Origin of the sequence: Pseudomonas sp. CBZ-4, from assembly GCF_000346755.1 — a bacterium.
GTDB lineage: Bacteria > Pseudomonadota > Gammaproteobacteria > Pseudomonadales > Pseudomonadaceae > Aquipseudomonas.
In genome coordinates, this window is the sequence record NZ_ANNV01000095.1 from 24,815 (window position 1) to 43,725 (window position 18,911).

General features: G+C 60.6%; 16 protein-coding genes. 6 read left to right on the forward strand and 10 right to left on the reverse strand.

All coding sequences use genetic code 11. From position 1 onward, the window contains the following. The 3 genes from recF (at position 1) to dinD (ending at position 4,596) form a co-directional block, all read left to right on the forward strand. Positions 1-1,104 (forward strand): DNA replication/repair protein RecF, encoded by a 1,104-nt coding sequence (gene recF / locus B348_RS0111390; RefSeq protein WP_017736245.1) that lies wholly within the window; start codon positions 1-3, stop codon positions 1,102-1,104. Between the two features lie 4 nt (positions 1,105-1,108). Beyond that, positions 1,109-3,526, forward strand: coding sequence for a DNA topoisomerase (ATP-hydrolyzing) subunit B (gene gyrB / locus B348_RS0111395; protein WP_017736246.1), 2,418 nt, complete (start codon positions 1,109-1,111; stop codon positions 3,524-3,526). A 233-nt stretch (positions 3,527-3,759) separates the two neighbouring features. After that, complete coding sequence (gene dinD / locus B348_RS0111400) at positions 3,760-4,596, forward strand: DNA damage-inducible protein D (RefSeq protein WP_026136738.1); 837 nt, start codon at positions 3,760-3,762, stop codon at positions 4,594-4,596. A 27-nt stretch (positions 4,597-4,623) separates the two neighbouring features. On the opposite strand, the gene B348_RS0111405 is transcribed toward dinD, so the two are convergent. Next, positions 4,624-5,343: a response regulator transcription factor gene (locus tag B348_RS0111405; RefSeq protein ID WP_017736248.1), complete on the reverse strand. Its 720-nt coding sequence runs from the start codon at positions 5,341-5,343 to the stop codon at positions 4,624-4,626. A gap of 325 nt (positions 5,344-5,668) precedes the next feature. On the opposite strand from B348_RS0111405, the gene B348_RS0111410 reads away from it, so the two are divergent. Then, entirely contained in the window at positions 5,669-7,951 is a 2,283-nt protein-coding gene (locus tag B348_RS0111410) for a CHASE2 domain-containing protein (RefSeq protein ID WP_017736249.1), read from the forward strand. A gap of 181 nt (positions 7,952-8,132) precedes the next feature. On the opposite strand, the gene B348_RS0111415 is transcribed toward B348_RS0111410, so the two are convergent. From B348_RS0111415 to glyQ, 4 genes are all read right to left on the reverse strand, one after another. After that, complete coding sequence (locus tag B348_RS0111415; RefSeq protein WP_017736250.1) at positions 8,133-8,903, reverse strand: 1-acyl-sn-glycerol-3-phosphate acyltransferase; 771 nt, start codon at positions 8,901-8,903, stop codon at positions 8,133-8,135. An 82-nt stretch (positions 8,904-8,985) separates the two neighbouring features. Further along, the gene (gene gmhB, locus B348_RS0111420; RefSeq protein WP_017736251.1) at positions 8,986-9,522 is read right to left on the reverse strand and encodes a D-glycero-beta-D-manno-heptose 1,7-bisphosphate 7-phosphatase; all 537 of its coding nucleotides are present in this window, start codon (positions 9,520-9,522) and stop codon (positions 8,986-8,988) included. 2 nt (positions 9,523-9,524) lie between these two features. Then, complete coding sequence (gene glyS / locus B348_RS0111425) at positions 9,525-11,579, reverse strand: glycine--tRNA ligase subunit beta (RefSeq protein ID WP_017736252.1); 2,055 nt, start codon at positions 11,577-11,579, stop codon at positions 9,525-9,527. Next, on the reverse strand, positions 11,576-12,529 hold the full coding sequence (gene glyQ, locus B348_RS0111430) for a glycine--tRNA ligase subunit alpha (protein ID WP_003187265.1): 954 nt from the start codon (positions 12,527-12,529) through the stop codon (positions 11,576-11,578). Before glyQ ends, glyS begins: the two co-directional genes overlap by 4 nt. An 81-nt stretch (positions 12,530-12,610) precedes the next feature. Here glyQ and B348_RS0111435 point away from each other — a divergent pair, with 81 nt between their 5' ends. Further along, entirely contained in the window at positions 12,611-13,168 is a 558-nt protein-coding gene (locus B348_RS0111435) for a DNA-3-methyladenine glycosylase I (RefSeq protein WP_017736253.1), read from the forward strand. A gap of 40 nt (positions 13,169-13,208) precedes the next feature. Further along, positions 13,209-14,096 carry a lysophospholipid acyltransferase gene (locus tag B348_RS0111440; RefSeq protein ID WP_017736254.1) on the forward strand — a complete coding sequence of 296 codons (888 nt, stop codon included), beginning with the start codon at positions 13,209-13,211 and terminating at the stop codon, positions 14,094-14,096. 128 nt (positions 14,097-14,224) lie between these two features. On the opposite strand, the gene B348_RS0111445 is transcribed toward B348_RS0111440, so the two are convergent. The 5 genes from B348_RS0111445 to def all read right to left on the reverse strand — a co-directional run bounded on the left by B348_RS0111445 (position 14,225) and on the right by def (position 18,903). Next, entirely contained in the window at positions 14,225-14,536 is a 312-nt protein-coding gene (locus B348_RS0111445; RefSeq protein WP_017736255.1) for a tetratricopeptide repeat protein, read from the reverse strand. A 133-nt stretch (positions 14,537-14,669) separates the two neighbouring features. Then, a complete protein-coding gene (gene trkA / locus B348_RS0111450; protein ID WP_017736256.1) occupies positions 14,670-16,043 on the reverse strand; it encodes a Trk system potassium transporter TrkA in 1,374 nt (457 codons plus the stop codon). Between the two features lie 23 nt (positions 16,044-16,066). After that, entirely contained in the window at positions 16,067-17,377 is a 1,311-nt protein-coding gene (gene rsmB, locus B348_RS0111455) for a 16S rRNA (cytosine(967)-C(5))-methyltransferase RsmB (RefSeq protein ID WP_017736257.1), read from the reverse strand. Continuing rightward, on the reverse strand, positions 17,374-18,327 hold the full coding sequence (gene fmt / locus B348_RS0111460) for a methionyl-tRNA formyltransferase (RefSeq protein ID WP_017736258.1): 954 nt from the start codon (positions 18,325-18,327) through the stop codon (positions 17,374-17,376). Before fmt ends, rsmB begins: the two co-directional genes overlap by 4 nt. A gap of 69 nt (positions 18,328-18,396) precedes the next feature. Further along, on the reverse strand, positions 18,397-18,903 hold the full coding sequence (def, locus tag B348_RS0111465; RefSeq protein ID WP_017736259.1) for a peptide deformylase: 507 nt from the start codon (positions 18,901-18,903) through the stop codon (positions 18,397-18,399). Between the last annotated feature and the right edge of the window lie 8 nt (positions 18,904-18,911).

The following is an 18,911-nucleotide window of genomic DNA, read 5'->3' on the forward strand; positions in this document are numbered from 1 at the left end:
ATGTCCCTTAGTCGCGTCTCGGTCACCGCGGTGCGCAATCTGCACCCGGTGACCTTCTCCCCCTCCCCCAGCATCAATATCCTCTACGGCGCCAACGGCAGTGGCAAAACCAGCGTGCTGGAAGCCATCCACTTGTTGGGGCTTGCCCGTTCCTTTCGCAGTGCCCGCTTGTTACCGGTTATCCAGTATGAACAATTGGCGTGCACGGTATTTGGCCAAGTCGAACTGGCAGAAGGCGGCAACAGTGCCTTGGGGATATCCCGTGATCGCGGCGGTGAGTTCCAGATCCGCATTGATGGCCAAAACGCACGCAGTGCGGCCCAGCTGGCGGAAATTCTGCCACTGCAACTGATCAACCCCGACAGCTTTCGGCTGTTGGAAGGTGCGCCGAAAATCCGCAGGCAGTTCCTCGATTGGGGAGTGTTCCACGTGGAACCGCGATTCATGGCCACTTGGCAGCGCCTGCAGAAGGCCCTGCGGCAGCGGAACTCGTGGCTGCGGCATGGTACACTTGACGCCGCTTCGCAAGCGGCCTGGGACCGGGAACTGTGCCTGGCCAGCGACGAAATAGATGAATACCGCCGCGCCTATATCAAAGCCTTGAAACCGGTCTTTGAGCAGACCTTGAGCGAGTTGTTGGACCTCGAAGGGCTGACGCTGAGCTACTACCGTGGCTGGGACAAAGAGCGTGAACTGAGTGCAGTGCTCGCCACGTCCTTGCAGCGGGACCAGCAAATTGGCCATACCCAGGCCGGCCCCCAACGGGCTGATCTGCGCCTTAGATTAGGCGCACATAATGCTGCGGATATCTTGTCCCGTGGCCAGCAGAAGTTGGTGGTGTGCGCGTTGCGTATCGCCCAGGGCCATTTGGTTAGCCAGGCCCGACGCGGTCAGTGTATTTATCTGGTGGATGACTTGCCGTCCGAACTCGACGAGCAACATCGCCGCGCGTTATGCCGCTTGTTGGAAGACTTACGCTGCCAGGTGTTTATCACCTGTGTAGACCACGAATTATTGAGGGAAGGCTGGCAGACGGAAACGCCAGTCGCTTTGTTCCACGTGGAACAGGGCCGTATCACCCAGACCCACGACCATCGGGAGTGAAGGCATGAGCGAAGAAAACACGTACGACTCGACCAGCATTAAAGTGCTGAAAGGTTTGGATGCCGTACGCAAACGTCCCGGTATGTACATTGGCGACACCGATGATGGTAGCGGTCTGCACCACATGGTGTTCGAGGTGGTCGATAACTCCATCGACGAAGCGCTGGCCGGTCACTGCGACGACATCAGCATCATCATCCACCCGGATGAGTCCATCACCGTGCGCGACAACGGTCGCGGCATTCCGGTCGATGTGCACAAAGAAGAAGGCGTTTCGGCGGCAGAGGTCATCATGACCGTGCTCCACGCCGGCGGTAAGTTCGACGACAACTCCTACAAAGTCTCCGGCGGTTTGCACGGTGTAGGTGTGTCGGTGGTGAACGCGCTGTCCGAAGAGTTGATTCTGACTGTTCGCCGCAGCGGCAAGATCTGGGAACAGACCTACGTCCACGGTGTTCCACAAGAACCGATGAAAATCGTTGGCGACAGCGAAACCACCGGTACGCAGATCCACTTCAAGCCATCGGCTGAAACCTTCAAGAATATCCACTTCAGCTGGGACATCCTGGCCAAGCGTATTCGTGAACTGTCCTTCCTCAACTCCGGTGTGGGTATCGTCCTCAAGGACGAGCGAAGCGGCAAGGAAGAACTGTTCAAGTACGAAGGCGGCCTGCGTGCGTTCGTTGAATACCTGAACACCAACAAGACTGCGGTCAACCAGGTGTTCCACTTCAACATCCAGCGTGAAGATGGCATCGGCGTGGAAATCGCCCTGCAGTGGAACGACAGCTTCAACGAGAACCTGTTGTGCTTCACCAACAACATTCCACAGCGCGACGGCGGTACTCACCTGGTGGGTTTCCGTTCCGCACTGACGCGTAACCTGAACACCTACATCGAAGCCGAAGGCCTGGCCAAAAAGCACAAAGTTGCCACCACCGGTGACGATGCCCGCGAAGGCCTGACCGCGATTATCTCGGTAAAAGTGCCGGACCCTAAGTTCAGCTCCCAGACCAAAGACAAGCTGGTGTCTTCCGAAGTGAAGACCGCAGTGGAGCAGGAGATGGGCAAATACTTCTCCGACTTCCTGCTGGAGAACCCGAACGAAGCCAAGCTGGTGGTCGGCAAGATGATCGACGCCGCACGTGCCCGTGAAGCCGCGCGCAAGGCCCGTGAGATGACCCGCCGTAAAGGCGCGCTGGACATCGCGGGCCTGCCGGGCAAACTGGCTGACTGCCAGGAGAAGGACCCTGCCCTCTCCGAACTGTACCTGGTGGAAGGTGACTCTGCTGGCGGTTCTGCCAAGCAGGGTCGTAACCGTCGCACCCAGGCCATCCTGCCGTTGAAGGGTAAGATCCTCAACGTCGAGAAGGCACGCTTCGACAAGATGATTTCCTCCCAGGAAGTCGGCACCTTGATCACGGCGCTGGGCTGCGGTATCGGCCGTGACGAGTACAACATCGACAAGCTGCGTTATCACAACATCATCATCATGACCGATGCTGACGTCGACGGTTCGCACATCCGTACCCTGCTGCTGACCTTCTTCTTCCGTCAGTTGCCGGAGCTGATCGAGCGCGGCTACATCTACATCGCTCAGCCGCCGTTGTACAAAGTGAAAAAGGGCAAGCAAGAGCAATACATCAAAGACGACGACGCCATGGAAGAGTACATGACGCAGTCGGCCCTGGAAGATGCCAGCTTGCACCTCAACGACGAAGCCCCGGGCATCTCCGGTGAGGCGCTGGAGCGCCTGGTTAACGACTTCCGCATGGTGATGAAGACCCTCAAGCGTTTGTCGCGCCTGTACCCTCAGGAGCTGACCGAGCACTTCATCTACCTGCCAGCCGTCAGCCTGGAACAGTTGGGCGATCACGCCGCGATGCAGGATTGGTTGGCTCAGTACGAAGTGCGCCTGCGTACCTCCGAGAAGTCCGGCCTGGTGTACAAAGCCAGCCTGCGTGAAGACCGTGAACGTAACGTCTGGCTGCCAGAGGTCGAACTGATCTCCCACGGCCTGTCGAACTACGTCACCTTCAACCGCGACTTCTTCGGCAGCAACGACTACAAAACCGTGGTGACCCTGGGCGCTCAACTGAGCACCCTGCTGGACGACGGCGCGTACATCCAGCGTGGCGAACGCAAGAAGCAGGTCAAGGAATTCAAAGAAGCCCTCGACTGGCTGATGGCCGAAAGCACCAAGCGCCACACCATTCAGCGCTACAAAGGTCTGGGCGAAATGAACCCGGATCAGCTGTGGGAAACCACCATGGACCCAAGCCAGCGTCGCATGCTGCGCGTGACCATCGAAGACGCCATTGGCGCAGACCAGATCTTCAACACCCTGATGGGTGATGCGGTCGAACCTCGCCGTGACTTCATCGAGAGCAATGCGTTGGCGGTTTCCAACCTGGATTTCTGATCAGGCGCTTTTACAAATTGCGTTGTATTACAAAAAACCCGATAGCGTGAGCTATCGGGTTTTTTGTATTCAGGGTTTGGGTGAGCTCAGGGTATTCCTGTGAGTATGTGTGCATTTGTTAACGGAGCATTGATCCAGTCGTTCTTTCGATGTGATGCTGAAACCTGCGAGGCACCGATTCTGGCTGTTGTGGGAATCTCAGCCTACCCAACTGATTTAGGCGGATATTAATCATGAACGAGAAAAGTGTTTCTTTCGAAAGCCTAAGACACCACACAACCGAAGGCCTTGAGTACTGGTCGGCTCGTGAACTTGCTCCAATGTTGGAATACCGAGACTGGAGGAACTTCGAGAACGTTATTGGTAAAGCCAAGCAAGCCTGCATGGGAAGTAAGCACCCAATAGCCGACCATTTTGTTGAAACCACCAAAATGGTGGTTTTGGGCTCGGGTTCTCAGCGTGAGCTGAGTGAAGTGCATTTGTCTCGATACGCGTGCTATTTGATTGTCCAGAACGGTGACCCGACCAAAGCGGTCATTGCTGCAGGGCAAACGTATTTTGCGATTCAGACCCGGCGCCAGGAACTGGAAGACGATCAAGCTTTCCAGAACCTTAAGGATGATCAAAAAAGACTGCTGTTACGTAACGAGTTGCGCGAGCATAACAAGCAACTTGTCGAGGCTGCTCAACAGGCAGGAGTAGAGACAGGGCTGGAATTCGCGGTCTTTCAAAATCATGGGTACAAAGGGCTCTATGGGGGGCTCGATCAGAAAGCTATCCATCAGCGTAAGCAGCTGAAAAAGAGTCAGAAAATATTGGACCACATGGGATCTACGAAGCTAGCCGCAAACTTGTTTCGAGCTACGCAAACAGAAGAAAAGCTTCGACGGGACAATGTCCAGGGTAAGCATCTTGCGAACCAGGTGCACTTTGAGGTGGGTAAAAAAGTCCGCGATACCATTGCTGAGTTGGGAGGGACTATGCCGGAGGAACTTCCTAACCCAGCAAAGAGCATCCAACAAATCGAATTGGCTACCAAGAAGCTTCAGGCAGAGTCGGATGAAATGTAACATTTCCAAAATGCTCCACGTGGAACATCACGGCGAAGTCGCCGCCACGCTCTCCAACCGATACCCATACCCGTAGATCGTCAACAGCTGCCAACCCCTGTCTGCCGTCAGCCCCAGCTTGTTGCGCAGCCGGTAGATATGCGTGTCCAGCGGCCGCGATGACACCATCTCTTCATGGGTCCAGAACCGCTCATACAGGTACTCACGGGACAACGGCCGCGCCAGGTTGGCAAACAAACAACTGGCCAATCGGTATTCACGCTCAGTGAGGTTGATCGGTTTACCCGCACGGGTCACGGTCAATTCGGCATCGTCGAAGGTCAGGTCATTGAAACTCTGCACTTCATGGGTCGCCGACTTTTGCAGGCCATGCCGACGCAACACCGCTGCGACCCTCGCCTTTAGTTCGTTGGGCCGAAAAGGTTTGCTGACATAATCATCAGCGCCGCTGTTCAAGGCGGTGACGATGTCGCTCTCGGCATCACGGCTGGTGAGCATGATGACGGCAGGTGGCGACTCCATGTGTTCGCGAGTCCAGCGCAGCAGGGCGATGCCGGTGATGTCCGGCAGTTGCCAGTCGAGGATCAGCAGGTCGAAGGTTTCCCGGCGCAGTTGGCGCAGCAGGTCTTCACCGCGTTCAAAGCAGTGCAGGGTCCAAGGCTGTTCGGCGGTGCTGGGGATCTGTCGCAGTGTCTGTTCCACCCGGCGCAGTTCGGCGGGTTCGTCATCCAGTATTGCGACACGCATGGGTGGTCCTTTCTTCTTGAAAAGTATGGCAGCCGTTGGCCTGTTTCGAATAAGGGCACGTGCTGCATAGATGCCGGCCGTTGAATCTGAAGAATTGTGCGCAGATTCGTCGGCCCCTTGGATCTCTCGGTAGGCTGGGATCGATCAGCGGTTAAGCCTTTGAAAGTCCTCGGTACCTGTGTGGGAAAGATACCGGCTCCTGACCGTAAGTAAAAGGATCAGCCGACGCGTGCGCTGTCGTAAACTCCAGTGTCGTCCTACGATGAGCAAAGCCGCGTTCCATGACATCGTCCACCACTCGACAACAGCACAGGCACGTTGACCTATGATGCTCTGGGGCAAGCCCGAAAAACGCCAACCCACCCACGCCCAACGGCTGTTCCATGGCCTGGTCCGCGAATGGTTGTGGATCGGTCTGCTGTTGCTGCCCATCACCGCGTACTTGTCCCTGAGCCCCGGCTTGGCATTGAACAACCCGCTTTACGACAGCCTTCGCCGCCTCACGCCCCTGCCGGTAGACCCGCGCATCCTGTTGGTGACCATCGACGGCCCCAGCCTCAAGAAGCTGGGGCAATGGCCCTGGCCGCGCAGCTTGCACGCCGACCTGATCGACCGCCTGAGCGCCGCGCAACCGGCCGCGATCCTGTTCGATGTGGCCTTCAGCGAGCCGGGCAACCCCGCCAATGACAAACGCTTGGCCGACGCGGTGTGCAACGCCGGCAACGTGCTGTTGCCGTTGCTGCGTGAAGGGCCGGCGAGTTACATCCAACCCGCAGAACAAATGCAGCCGCTGCTTAAATGCGCCAAGGGCGTGGGGCATATCAATGTCGAAGCGGACAACGATGGCGTCGTGCGCAGCCTGTATTTGCGTGAGGGGCCGTTGGATGCCATGGCGCCGCAACTGGCTTGGCTGGCCTATCAGATGGGCACCCAGGAGCCCACGCCGATGCCGGCTGAATCCCATGGCAAAGTCAGCGAACAATGGCACCGTGAGCACGGCATTCGCATTCCGTTTATCGCGGCCCACACCCAATTCCCCAGTGTGTCCTACGTCAGCGTATTGCGCGGTGAAGTCTCCCCCGAGTTGCTGCGCAATCGTCTGATCCTGGTCGGGGCGACCGCTTCTGGAATGGGTGATCGTTTTGCCACACCCATTTCGTCCACGCTGGGCACCACGGCGGGTGTCGAGATCCAGGCCAACGTGCTTAACGGTTTGCTGCAAGAGCGCAGCATTGTTGATCTGCCTGGGTGGCTGGCGGCGCTGATGGCGACGTCCGTGGTGGCGTTGCTGCTCGGCTTGCTGCTGTATCGGCCGCGTTACGCGCTATGGATGACGCTGGGCTGCATGGCCGCTGCGCTGATCGGGTCCCTGGCGTTGTTGCGCCTGGGCCATTGGTGGTCCCCTGCCGCCTGCCTGATCGGTTTACTGCTCAGCTACCTGATCTGGAACTGGCGACGCCTCAGCGTGATCCTGGCCTACTTCGGCTGGGAGCTGGCGCGCCTGGACAACGAACCCAAAGTGCTGCCCGAACGCCGTCGTGCACCCGCCAGCAAAGGCGATGTCTTGCAGGGCCGCATCTTTGCCCTGGAGCAGGCCGTCAGCCGCACACGCGACACCCGGCGCTTCATGGCCGATGGCCTGGAGTGCCTGCCGGTAGCGACGCTGATTACCGACCCCAGGGGCAATATCCTGTTGGCCAACCGTATCGCTCGGGAAGTGTTCGGCAGCGACCTGGTCACCGACAACCTGCTGGAACAACTGGCTGACCTCGGCTATCCACCGCTGCACAACGGTGTGCGCCCTGCCCTCTCGGCGCTGGAGCTGGTCGAGTTCCGGGATATCCACCAGCGCAGCCTGCGCATGGAACTCGCGCCGCTGTTGCCGGCAGAAGGTGACGTCGCACTGGGCTGGCTGTTGAGCCTGACGGACTTGAGCAAGGAGCGTGAAGCCCAGCAGCACCGCGAGACCATGCTGCGCTTCCTCTCCCACGACTTGCGTGCGCCGCACTCGGCGATCCTGGCGTTGCTGGATGTACACGGCAGTGAGTCGCCGGTATTCGCCCGGATCGAGCAGCAGGTACGTCGTGCCTTGAGCCTCACCGAATCCTTTGTGCAGTTGGCCAAGGCCGAGGCGGACGGCTACCACTTCCAGCCGACGCTGTTCGCCATGCTGGTGATGGATGCGTTTGACCAGGTCGCGTTGCTGGCCCAGCTCAAGGGGATTCATCTGGTCCATGATCTGGATGAAGCTGACGAGGGCATGGTGTCGGCCGATCAATCGCTGCTGACCCGTGCACTGTTCAATGTCCTGGAAAACGCCATCAAGTATTCGCCATCCGGCACCACTGTCAGGTTGCGCCACGGTGCTACGCCGGGCTGGCTGGAATGCCGCATCAGCGATCAGGGCCCGGGGATTGCCGCCGAGGACTTGCCGGAGTTGTTCAGCCAATACCGACGCTTTGAATCGGCCCAGGGCAGCGATGGCCTGGGGTTGGGGCTGACCATGGTCAAGGCCGTCGTGGAACGCCATGGCGGGCGTATCAGCTGCGAAAGCGTGGTGGGCAAGGGCACCACGTTCAGCCTGCAACTGCCGCTGCTGGAAGAGTGAAAAACGTACTTTTTCGCTGTGCATAAAAAACCGGTCACAAGGACCGGTTTTTTTATGCTGGAAAAACTTATGCACCTTTTTCCGAATTTTATGGGCTCTGGAAATATGTAAGTAAATCAGCTTGTTATGAAACAAAAAAGCCAATTCGCCAACAAACCGTACACAGGTTATCCACAGAAGCTCATGCCGCTGGTTCCTGCGCCACAACCGGCTCCGGTGGCAGCGAGCCCATGGCGCGTTGCTGAGCCTCATTCCAGGCCGCCGCCCGGTCATTCAGCGCAGCGATAGCCCGTGGGCCTTCGCCTTCGGCATACATCGGTTCACCAATCACCACGGTGATGGTGCCGGCGCGCTTGGCCCAGCCTTCCTTGGGCCAGAACTTGCCGGCGTTGTGTGCGATCGGCAGTACCGGCAGGTTGGCATTGACCGCCAATGCCGTACCGCCCCGGGAGAACTTGCCCACGGTGCCGAACGGCACGCGTGTACCTTCCGGGAAGATCAGCACCCACACGCCGTCCTTGAGCAGCTCGTCACCCTTCTTCGCCACGTGCTTGAGCGCAGCCTTGGGGTTGTCACGGTCGATCGCGATCGGCCGCAACATGGCCATGGCCCAGCCAAAGAACGGTACGTACAGCAACTCACGCTTGAGCACCTGGCTCAGGGGCGAGAAGTACGCCGAGAGGAAGAACGTCTCCCAGGTGCTCTGGTGGTTCGACAGAATCACGCAAGGCTGGTCCGGGACGTTTTCAGCGCCCTTGATCTCGAAGCGAATGCCCAGGAATACCTTGGACAGCCACAACGCACAGCGGCACCAATAAACGTTGATAAAGCGATAGCGCGCCTTGAATGGCAAAAAGGGCGCGATAAAAAAGCTCAGGGTGCACCAGAGAAACGAACTGGTGCCCAGCAGCAGGTAAAAGAAAAAGGTTCTGATGGCCTGCAAGATCGACATGGCGGCATTTACCGTTGCGGGGCATGGCCCGCCTGTTAAAAGCGCACTCCCGAACATTCCTTGGTCAGGATGTCGAGGGCGACTAGTTGTTGATAAGTTCTGCGGCAACCGCCGCCAGATCGTCAAAAATCAAGGTGCCCACCGGCAGGGTTTTCGCCTGGGTCTTTTCGCCTTTTCCGGTTTTAACCAAAACTGGCTGAGAATCGACGGCTTTGGCCGCCTCCAGGTCACCGAGGCTGTCCCCGACGAACCATATCCCAGCCAATGGCACCTTGTAATGTTCTGCAATGGTTTTCAACATGCCAGGTTTGGGCTTGCGGCAAGCGCAGCCCTCATCCGGCCCGTGGGGGCAGTACACCACCAGCCCCACCTCACCGCCCTGCTCGGCCACCAACGTGCGCAAGCGCGCGTGCATGGCGTCCAGGGTGGCGATGTCGTAGTAACCGCGGGCGATGCCGGACTGGTTGGTGGCGATGGCCACTGTCCAGCCGGCTTTGCTCAACTGCGCGATGGCCTCGATCGAACCGGGCAGTGGAATCCACTCCTCCACCGACTTGATGTAAGCGTCGGAGTCGTAATTGATCACCCCGTCCCGATCGAGAATCAGCAGTTTCAACATGGTCAGCTCAGCGTCGAGATGTCGGCGATATTGACGAACAGACCACGCAGGCGCGCCAGCATGGCGTAGCGGTTTTTCCGCACGCCCGCATCGTCGGCATTGATCATCACGGCTTCGAAGAACGCATCCACCGGGTCACGCAAGGTGGCCAGGCGCGCCAGGGCTTCGGCATAGTTGCGCTCGGCGATCAGCGGTTTCACCGCCGTCTCTGCCTTGGCGATGGCCGAGTTCAGCGAGAACTCCTTGGCGTCGGCAAACAGGCCAGGGTCGACGTCCGCATTGCCCAGGCCTTCGGCCTTGCTCAGCAGGTTCGACACACGCTTGTTCACCGCGGCCAGGGCGTCAGCTTCCGGCAGTTTGCGGAAGGCCTGCACGGCTTGTACGCGCTGATCGAAGTCCAGCGCCGAACCCGGTTGCAGGGCACGCACCGCCAGGTACACCGACACGTCCACGCCTTCGTCTTCGTAACGCGCACGCAGGCGGTCGAACACGAATTCCAGCACTTGCTCGGCCAGGCCGGCTTGCTTGACCTTGGCACCGAACTGGCCAACCGCGAACACCACGGCCTGGGTCAGGTCGAGGTCGAGCTTCTTGTCGATCAGGATACGCAGCACGCCCAGGGCCGCACGGCGCAGGGCATACGGGTCTTTGCTGCCGGTAGGCAACATGCCGATACCGAAGATGCCCACGAGGGTGTCCAGCTTGTCGGCAATGGCCACGGCGGCACCGGTCAGGGTGCTTGGCAGCTCGGCGCCGGCACCGCGCGGCATGTACTGCTCGTTCAGGGCCAGAGCCACATCGTCCGGCTCGCCGTCGTTGAGGGCGTAGTAGTAGCCGGCAACGCCTTGCATCTCCGGGAACTCGCCGACCATCTCGGTGGCCAGGTCGCACTTGGACAGCAGGCCCGCACGTGCGGCCCACGCGGAATCACCGCCAATGCGCGGCGCAATGTAGGCCGCCAGCTTGGAAACACGCACAGCCTTGTCGTAGACGCTGCCGAGTTTTTCCTGGAACACCACGTTCTGCAGGCGCAGGTTGAAGTCTTCCAGCTTCTGTTTCTTGTCTTGCTTGAAGAAGAACTCGGCGTCGGTCAGGCGCGGGCGCACGACTTTCTCGTTACCGGCGATGATCTGCTGCGGGTCCTTGCTTTCGATGTTGGCCACGGTGATAAAGCGCGGCAGCAACTTGCCGTCCACATCCAGCAGGCAGAAATACTTCTGGTTGTCCTGCATGGTGGTGATCAGGGCTTCTTGCGGCACATCGAGGAAACGTTCTTCGAACGAGCACACCAGCGGCACCGGCCACTCCACCAGGGCGGTCACTTCGTCGAGCAGGCTTGGCGGCACGATGGCGGTGCCTTCCTGCAGACGGGCCAGCTCTTCGGTGCGCTTGCTGATCAGCTCGCGACGCTCGTTGGCGTCGGCCAGCACGTAGGCGGCGCGCAGGTCGGCGGCATAGTTGGCCGGCGACGTGATGCGTACCGCTTCCGGATGGTGGAAGCGATGGCCACGGGACTCACGGCCAGCCTTCTGGGCAAGGATGGTGCAGTCGATGACCTGGTCACCGAGCAGCATCACCAGCCATTGGGTCGGACGCACGAACTCTTCCTTGCGGGCACCCCAGCGCATGCGCTTGGGGATCGGCAGGTCGTTCAGGGAATCTTCAACGATGGTCGGCAACAGGCTCGCGGTCGGCTTGCCGGTGATCACCTGGCTGAAGCGCAGTTTCGGGCCGCTCTGATCGATCTCGCTCAGCTCGACGCCGCACTTCTTGGCGAAGCCCAGCGCGGCCTGAGTCGGGTTGCCTTCGGCATCGAAAGCCGCCTGGCGTGGCGGGCCGTCGAGGTTGATGCTGCGGTCCGGCTGCTGGGTTTCCAGCGCGGTCAGCAACACGGCCAGGCGACGTGGCGCGGCGTAGACTTTTTTCGCGGCGAACTTCAGGCCAGCGCTGTGCAGGCCTTTTTCGATACCGGCCAGGAACGCGTCGGCCAGGGTGTTCAGTGCCTTGGGTGGCAGCTCTTCGGTGCCCAGTTCAACCAGGAAATCTTGAGCACTCATTGTGCAGCCTCCAGCTTAGCCAACACTTCATCACGCAGGTCCGGGGTCGCCATCGGGAAGCCCAGCTTGGCGCGCGCCAGCAGGTAGGCTTGGGCGACGGAACGCGCCAGGGTACGTACACGCAGGATGTATTGCTGACGCGCAGTCACCGAGATCGCCCGGCGCGCATCCAGCAGGTTGAAGGTATGGGAGGCCTTCAACACCATTTCGTAGCTTGGCAACGGCAGCGGCTGGTCGAGTTCGATCAGGCGCTTGGCTTCGCTTTCATAGAAGTCGAACAGTTCGAACAGTTTGTCGACGTTGGCGTGTTCGAAGTTGTAGGTGGATTGCTCCACTTCGTTCTGGTGGAACACGTCGCCGTAGGTGACTTTGCCGAACGGGCCGTCCGCCCACACCAGGTCGTAGACCGAGTCCACGCCTTGCAGGTACATGGCCAGGCGCTCGAGGCCGTAGGTGATTTCGCCGGTGACCGGGTAGCACTCGATGCCGCCCGCTTGCTGGAAGTAAGTGAACTGCGTCACTTCCATGCCGTTGAGCCAGACTTCCCAGCCCAGGCCCCAGGCGCCGAGCGTTGGCGATTCCCAGTTGTCTTCGACGAAACGGATGTCGTGCACCAGGGGGTCCAGGCCGACATGCTTGAGCGAGCCCAGGTACAGTTCCTGGAAGTTGTCCGGGTTCGGCTTCAATACCACCTGGAACTGGTAGTAGTGCTGCAGACGGTTCGGGTTTTCGCCGTAGCGGCCGTCAGTCGGGCGACGACTGGGCTGCACATAAGCGGCGTTCCAGGTTTCCGGGCCGATGGCCCGCAGGAATGTAGCGGTGTGGAAAGTGCCGGCGCCTACTTCCATATCGTAGGGCTGAAGTACCACACAACCTTGCTCGGCCCAGTATTGCTGGAGGGCGAGGATCAAGTCTTGGAAGGTACGCACGGCTGGCGTAGGCTGGCTCACGAAATTCACCTGTTACTTGGGCTGCGATTTAAAGAGCGGGAGTATACCCGATTCGGCCGCGCCACCATCCCCTGGAGCCTTATGCCACGCTGCTTTTGGTGTTCTGAAGATCCGCTGTACATGGCATATCACGATCAGGAGTGGGGAACGCCGCTGCGCGATGCGCAGGGCTTGTTCGAGTTGCTTTTGCTCGAAGGGTTCCAGGCGGGCCTTTCCTGGATCACCGTTTTACGCAAACGCGAGCATTATCGAAAGGTCTTGTTTGGTTTTGATGCACAACGCTTGGCGCGGCTCACCGATGCCGAAATCGAAGCGCTGATGCTCGACCCGGGCATCGTGCGCAATCGCCTCAAGCTCAACGCCACACGCCGCAATGCCGCCGCCTGGCTGGCGCTGGAGAATCCAGTGGAGCTGCTCTGGTCCTTCGTCGGCGGCGCGCCCAAGGTCAATCACTTCAAGGACCGCAGCGAAGTCCCGGCGATCACCGCCGAGGCTGAAGCCATGAGCAAAGCCTTGAAAAAGGCCGGTTTCACCTTTGTCGGCCCGACCATTTGCTACGCGTTCATGCAGGCCAGCGGCATGGTCATGGACCACACCCAGGACTGCGACCGTTACGCGGACCTGGCTAACGCCGGTTAGAATGCCGGCTTTGCGCACCACACACGATCAGGAGTGACCTGTGGAAAAGTTGAAAGGCGCCTTGCTGGTAGGCGCTCTCCGGTTATTTGCCCTGCTGCCTTGGCGCGCCGTCCAGGCCGTCGGCACGGCCATTGGCTGGGTCATGTGGAAAACCCCCAACCGCTCCCGCGACACGGTGCGGATCAACCTGTCCAAATGCTTCCCGGACATGGACCCCGCCGCCCGCGAGCGCCTGGTGGGCCAGAGCCTGATGGACATCGGCAAATCCCTCACCGAAAGCGCCTGCGCGTGGATCTGGCCGGCCCAACGCTCGATTGACCTGGTCCGCGAAGTCGAAGGCCTGGAAGTGCTGCACGAAGCCCTGGCCTCGGGCAAAGGCGTGGTGGGCATCACCAGCCACCTGGGCAACTGGGAAGTGTTGAACCACTTCTATTGCAGCCAGTGCAAACCGATCATTTTCTATCGCCCGCCCAAGCTCAAGGCGGTGGATGAACTGCTGCGCAAACAACGGGTGCAGTTGGGCAACCGCGTGGCGGCCTCGACCAAGGAAGGCATTCTGAGCGTGATCAAGGAAGTGCGCCGGGGCGGCCAGGTGGGCATTCCCGCCGACCCGGAGCCGGCCGAGTCCGCGGGGATCTTCGTGCCGTTCTTTGCCACCCAGGCGCTCACCAGCAAGTTCGTGCCGAACATGCTCGCCGGCCACAAGGCCGTGGGCGTATTCCTGCATGCCCTGCGGCTGCCGGACGGTTCGGGTTACAAAGTGATCCTGGAAGCGGCACCGGAAGACATGTACAGCACCGACACCGCCACGTCCTGTGCGGCGATGAGCAAGGTGGTGGAGCGCTATGTCGGCGCGTATCCGAGCCAGTACATGTGGAGCATGAAGCGCTTCAAGAAGCGCCCGCCGGGTGAGGAGCGGTGGTACTGAGTGCCCCGATCCATAGATCAATGAAGTCCTAATGTGGGAGCTGGCTTGCCTGCGATAACATCACCTCGGTGTAACTGACAGACCGAGTTGCCAGCATCGCAGGCAAGCCAGCTCCCACAGGGATCACCTCAGGCTTGGCGGTCGAGTTTCTTCAGGAACACCGTCATTTCTTTTTCGGCCTGTTTGTCGCCATGGGCTTGGGCCGCTTCGATGCCCTTCTCCCACGCCAGCCGCGCGGCTGCCACATCACCTGATCCCGCCTGCGCCTTGCCCAACAACTTCCACGCCGCCGAATACTTCGGATCGAACTTGACGCATTTCTGCAAATGCTCCGCCGCCTTGGCGTTGTCCTTCAAGTCCAGATAACCCTTGCCCAAACCAAAGCGCAGCAACGCGTTATCCACACCCTTGGCGAGCATTTTTTCCAGGGAATCGAGCATGGCGGTGTGTCCTTTAGCTATCCAGGGTTTTCAATATCGCCATCGCGGGCAAGCCCGCTCCCACAGTTGGAACGCGATCTCCTGTGGGAGCGAGCTTGCCCGCGATGACGGTGGTAGGCCCACCCAATTTCTATCAGAAAAAACTCAGCCCCACGTGGAACAGCTTCTCCACATCGCGGATATGTTTCTTATCCACAAGGAACAGGATCACATGGTCGCCAGTCTCGATCACCGTATCGTCGTGGGCAATGATCACCTCTTCATCGCGAATAATCGCGCCGATGGTGGTGCCCGGCGGCAAACCGATATCGCGGATGGCCTTGCCGATGACCTTGCTGGATTTGGCGTCACCGTGGGCAATCGCCTCGATGGCTTCCGCCGCGCCCCGGCGCAGGGAGTGCACGCTGACGATGTCGCCACGGCGCACGTGGGCGAGCAAGGTGCCGATGGTGGCCAGCTGCGGGCTGATGGCGATGTCGATATCGCCGCCCTGGATCAGGTCGACGTAGGCCGGGTTGTTGATGATGGTCATCACCTTCTTTGCCCCCAGCCGCTTGGCCAGCAGCGACGACATGATGTTGGCCTCGTCGTCGTTGGTCAGGGCCAGGAAGATGTCGGCGTCGGCGATGTTTTCTTCCATCAGCAGGTCGCGGTCCGAAGCACTGCCTTGCAGGACCACGGTGCTGTCGAGGGTGTCGGACAAATGCCGGCAGCGTGCCGGGTTCATCTCGATGATCTTCACCTGGTAGCGGCTTTCGATGGCTTCGGCCAGGCGTTCGCCAATCTGCCCGCCACCGGCGATGACGATGCGCTTGTAGCTCTCGTCGAGCCGGCGCATTTCACTCATGACCGCGCGAATATTCGCCTTGGCGGCGATGAAAAATACTTCGTCGTCCGCTTCGATCACCGTATCGCCCTGGGGCAGGATCGGCCGGTCACGGCGGAAGATAGCGGCCACGCGGGTTTCCACATTCGGCATGTGTTCACGCAGCTGGCGCAGTTGCTGGCCCACCAACGGCCCGCCGTAGTACGCCTTCACGGCCACCAGTTGCGCCTTACCCTCAGCAAAGTCGATCACCTGCAAGGCGCCGGGGATTTCGATCAGGCGCTTGATGTAGTGGGTCACCACCTGTTCCGGGCTGATCAGCACGTCCACCGGAATCGCGTCGTTGTCGAACAGGCCGGCGCGGGTCAGGTAGGCCGCTTCGCGCACGCGGGCGATCTTGGTCGGGGTGTGGAACAGGGTGTGGGCGACCTGGCACGCGACCATGTTGGTCTCGTCGCTGTTGGTCACCGCCACCAGCATGTCCGCGTCGTCGGCACCGGCCTGGCGCAGCACCGTGGGGAACGAGGCGCGACCTTGCACGGTGCGGATGTCGAGGCGGTCGCCGAGGTTGCGCAGGCGCTCGCTGTCGGTGTCGACCACGGTGATGTCGTTGGCTTCGCTGGCCAAATGTTCGGCCAGCGTGCCGCCGACCTGCCCTGCCCCAAGGATGATGATTTTCATCCGGTCACTCCCTTAAACCCGTTTCAGCCGCGCGCGGCGGCGATCTTGATCAGTTTGGCGTAGTAGAAGCCGTCGTGTCCGCCTTCTTGCGCGAGCAATTGGCGGCCATGGGGCTGCTTGATCCCGGCCGAGGTCGCGAGGTCCAGCTCCCGCGCGCCGCTGGTGCGGGCGAGGAAGGCTGCGATCACTTCGGTATTTTCCGTCGGCAAGGTCGAGCACGTGGCGTAAAGCAGGATGCCGCCGACTTCCAGGGTTGGCCACATCGCGTCGAGCAGTTCACCTTGCAGCACGGCCAGGGCCGCGATGTCGTCGGGTTGGCGGGTGAGCTTGATGTCCGGGTGGCGGCGGATTACGCCAGTGGCGGAGCATGGCGCGTCGAGCAGGATGCGCTGGAAGGGCTTGCCGTCCCACCAGGTGGCGGTGTCGCGGCCGTCGGCGGCGATCAACTCGGCGCTGAGGCCCAGGCGCGCGAGGTTCTCGCGCACGCGCACCAGGCGCTTGGCTTCCAGGTCGACGGCGACTACACCGGCGAGGTCTTTTTCCACCTCAAGGATGTGACACGTCTTACCGCCCGGTGCGCAGCAGGCGTCGAGCACACGCTGGCCCGGCGCCAGGTCGAGCAGGTCGGCGGCCAGTTGTGCGGCTTCGTCCTGCACACTGATCCAGCCTTCGGCAAAGCCCGGCAGGCTGCGCACGTCGGTGGCGGCTTCGAGCACGATGCCGTCAACGCTGTACACGCACGGCGTGGCGTTGATACCAGCGGCGGTGAGCAATTGCAGATAGGCGTCGCGGCGGTGGTGACGACGGTTGACCCGCAGGATCATCGGTGGATGCGCGTTGTTCGCTGCGCAAATGGTTTCCCATTGCTCAGGCCAGAACGCCTTCAGGGATTTTTGCAGCCAGCGCGGGTGGGCAGTGCGCACCACCGGGTCATGTTCCAGCTCGGCCAGCAGCGCTTCGCTTTCACGCTGGGCGCGGCGCAGCACGGCATTGAGCAGGGCCTTGGCCCAGGGCTTTTTCAGCTTGTCGGCGCAACCGACCGTTTCGCCGATGGCGGCGTGGGCCGGCACGCGGGTGTAGAGCAACTGATAGAGGCCGACCAGCAGCAACGCTTCCACATCCGCGTCCGCCGCCTTGAACGGCTTTTGCAGCAACTTGGCCGCCAGCGCCGACAAGCGCGGCTGCCAGCGGGCGGTGCCAAACGCCAGGTCCTGGGTAAAACCACGGTCGCGGTCTTCGACCTTGTCCATCTGCGTGGGCAGCGAGCTGTTCAACGACGCCTTGCCATTGAGGACAGCGGCGAGAGCCTTGGCGGCAGCCAGACGCGGGTTCATTGCGCGACCACCCCGAGCACGGTGCCCACGGCAAATTTCTCACGACGGCTGTTGAACAAATCACTGAAATTCAGCGCCTTGCCACCGGGCAATTGCAGACGGGTCAGGCACAGCGCTTGTTCACCGCAGGCGACCAACAGGCCGTCCTTGCTGGCGCCGATGATTTCACCGGGTGCGCCGTTGCCTTCGGCCAAGGTCGCGGCCAGCACTTTCAGGGCTTCGCCGTTGAGGGTGCTGTGGCAGATCGGCCACGGGTTGAACGCACGCACCAGGCGCTCCAGCTCCACGGCCGGGCGGCTCCAGTCGATGCGCGCTTCATCTTTGTTCAGTTTGTGGGCGTAGGTCGCCAGGCTGTCGTCCTGCACTTCGCCCTCCAGGGTGCCCGCCGCGAGGCCGGCGATGGCCTGGAGCACGGCCGGCGGGCCCAGCTCGGCGAGGCGATCGTGCAGGCTGCCGCCGGTGTCCTGGGCGGTGATCGGGGTGGTGACCTTGAGCAGCATCGGGCCGGTGTCCAGGCCCAATTCCATGCGCATCACGGTCACGCCGCTTTCGCTATCGCCCGCCTCAACGGCGCGCTGGATCGGCGCCGCACCGCGCCAGCGTGGCAGCAGGGAGGCGTGGCTGTTGATGCAGCCCAGGCGTGGGATATCCAGCACCACTTGCGGCAGGATCAAGCCATAGGCCACCACCACCAGCAGGTCCGGTTGCAGCGCCGCCAGTTCGGCCTGGGCTTCGGCGTTGCGCAGGGTCGGCGGTTGCAGCACGGGAATGTTGTGTTCCAGCGCCAGCTGCTTGACCGGGCTCGGCATCAGTTTTTGCCCGCGACCGGCCGGGCGATCCGGCTGGGTGTACACCGCGACGATGTCATAAGGGCTGGCGAGCAGCGCCTTGAGGTGTTCGGCGGCAAATTCGGGTGTACCGGCAAAAACAATGCGCAGTGGCTCGGTCATGGGAGGTCTCGGTTAAAAACAGTCACAAAAGAAAAAGGCTTGCCGCAGCAAGCCTTTGGAAGACGGGCATCAAGCTTGCTGGCGATGCTTCTTTTCCAGCTTCTTCTTGATCCGGTCACGCTTGAGCGTGGACAGGTAATCGACAAACAGCTTGCCGTTGAGGTGGTCGCACTCGTGCTGGATGCACACCGCCAGCAGGCCTTCGGCAATCAGCTCGAACGGCTTGCCGTCGCGGTCCAGAGCCTTGATCTTCACGCGCAGCGGGCGCTCGACGTTCTCGTAGAACTCCGGCACCGACAGGCAGCCTTCCTGGTACTCGCCCATCTCTTCGGTCAGCGGTTCGAACTCGGGGTTGATGTACACCATCGGCTCGCTGCGATCTTCCGACAGGTCCATGACCACGACACGCTGATGCACGTTGACCTGGGTCGCGGCGAGGCCGATGCCCGGGGCTTCATACATTGTTTCAAACATGTCATCGACCAACTGACGAACCTTGTCGTCCACTACGGCCACCGGTTTGGCGACAGTGCGCAGGCGCGAGTCGGGGAATTCGAGGATGTTCAAAATAGCCATAAGCGTAA

Bases quoted from the DNA above. Each gene is read 5' to 3' on its own strand.
- rsmB (WP_017736257.1), bottom strand. From the start codon at position 17,377: ATGAACCCGCGTCTGGCTGCCGCCAAGGCTCTCGCCGCTGTCCTCAAT.
- B348_RS0111410 (WP_017736249.1), top strand. From the start codon at position 5,669: ATGATGCTCTGGGGCAAGCCCGAAAAACGCCAACCCACCCACGCCCAA.
- fmt (WP_017736258.1), bottom strand. From the start codon at position 18,327: ATGACCGAGCCACTGCGCATTGTTTTTGCCGGTACACCCGAATTTGCC.
- dinD (WP_026136738.1), top strand. From the start codon at position 3,760: ATGAACGAGAAAAGTGTTTCTTTCGAAAGCCTAAGACACCACACAACC.
- B348_RS0111405 (WP_017736248.1), bottom strand. From the start codon at position 5,343: ATGCGTGTCGCAATACTGGATGACGAACCCGCCGAACTGCGCCGGGTG.
- B348_RS0111445 (WP_017736255.1), bottom strand. From the start codon at position 14,536: ATGCTCGATTCCCTGGAAAAAATGCTCGCCAAGGGTGTGGATAACGCG.
- B348_RS0111435 (WP_017736253.1), top strand. From the start codon at position 12,611: ATGCCACGCTGCTTTTGGTGTTCTGAAGATCCGCTGTACATGGCATAT.
- B348_RS0111415 (WP_017736250.1), bottom strand. From the start codon at position 8,903: ATGTCGATCTTGCAGGCCATCAGAACCTTTTTCTTTTACCTGCTGCTG.
- def (WP_017736259.1), bottom strand. From the start codon at position 18,903: ATGGCTATTTTGAACATCCTCGAATTCCCCGACTCGCGCCTGCGCACT.
- glyS (WP_017736252.1), bottom strand. From the start codon at position 11,579: ATGAGTGCTCAAGATTTCCTGGTTGAACTGGGCACCGAAGAGCTGCCA.
- recF (WP_017736245.1), top strand. From the start codon at position 1: ATGTCCCTTAGTCGCGTCTCGGTCACCGCGGTGCGCAATCTGCACCCG.
- gyrB (WP_017736246.1), top strand. From the start codon at position 1,109: ATGAGCGAAGAAAACACGTACGACTCGACCAGCATTAAAGTGCTGAAA.
- trkA (WP_017736256.1), bottom strand. From the start codon at position 16,043: ATGAAAATCATCATCCTTGGGGCAGGGCAGGTCGGCGGCACGCTGGCC.
- gmhB (WP_017736251.1), bottom strand. From the start codon at position 9,522: ATGTTGAAACTGCTGATTCTCGATCGGGACGGGGTGATCAATTACGAC.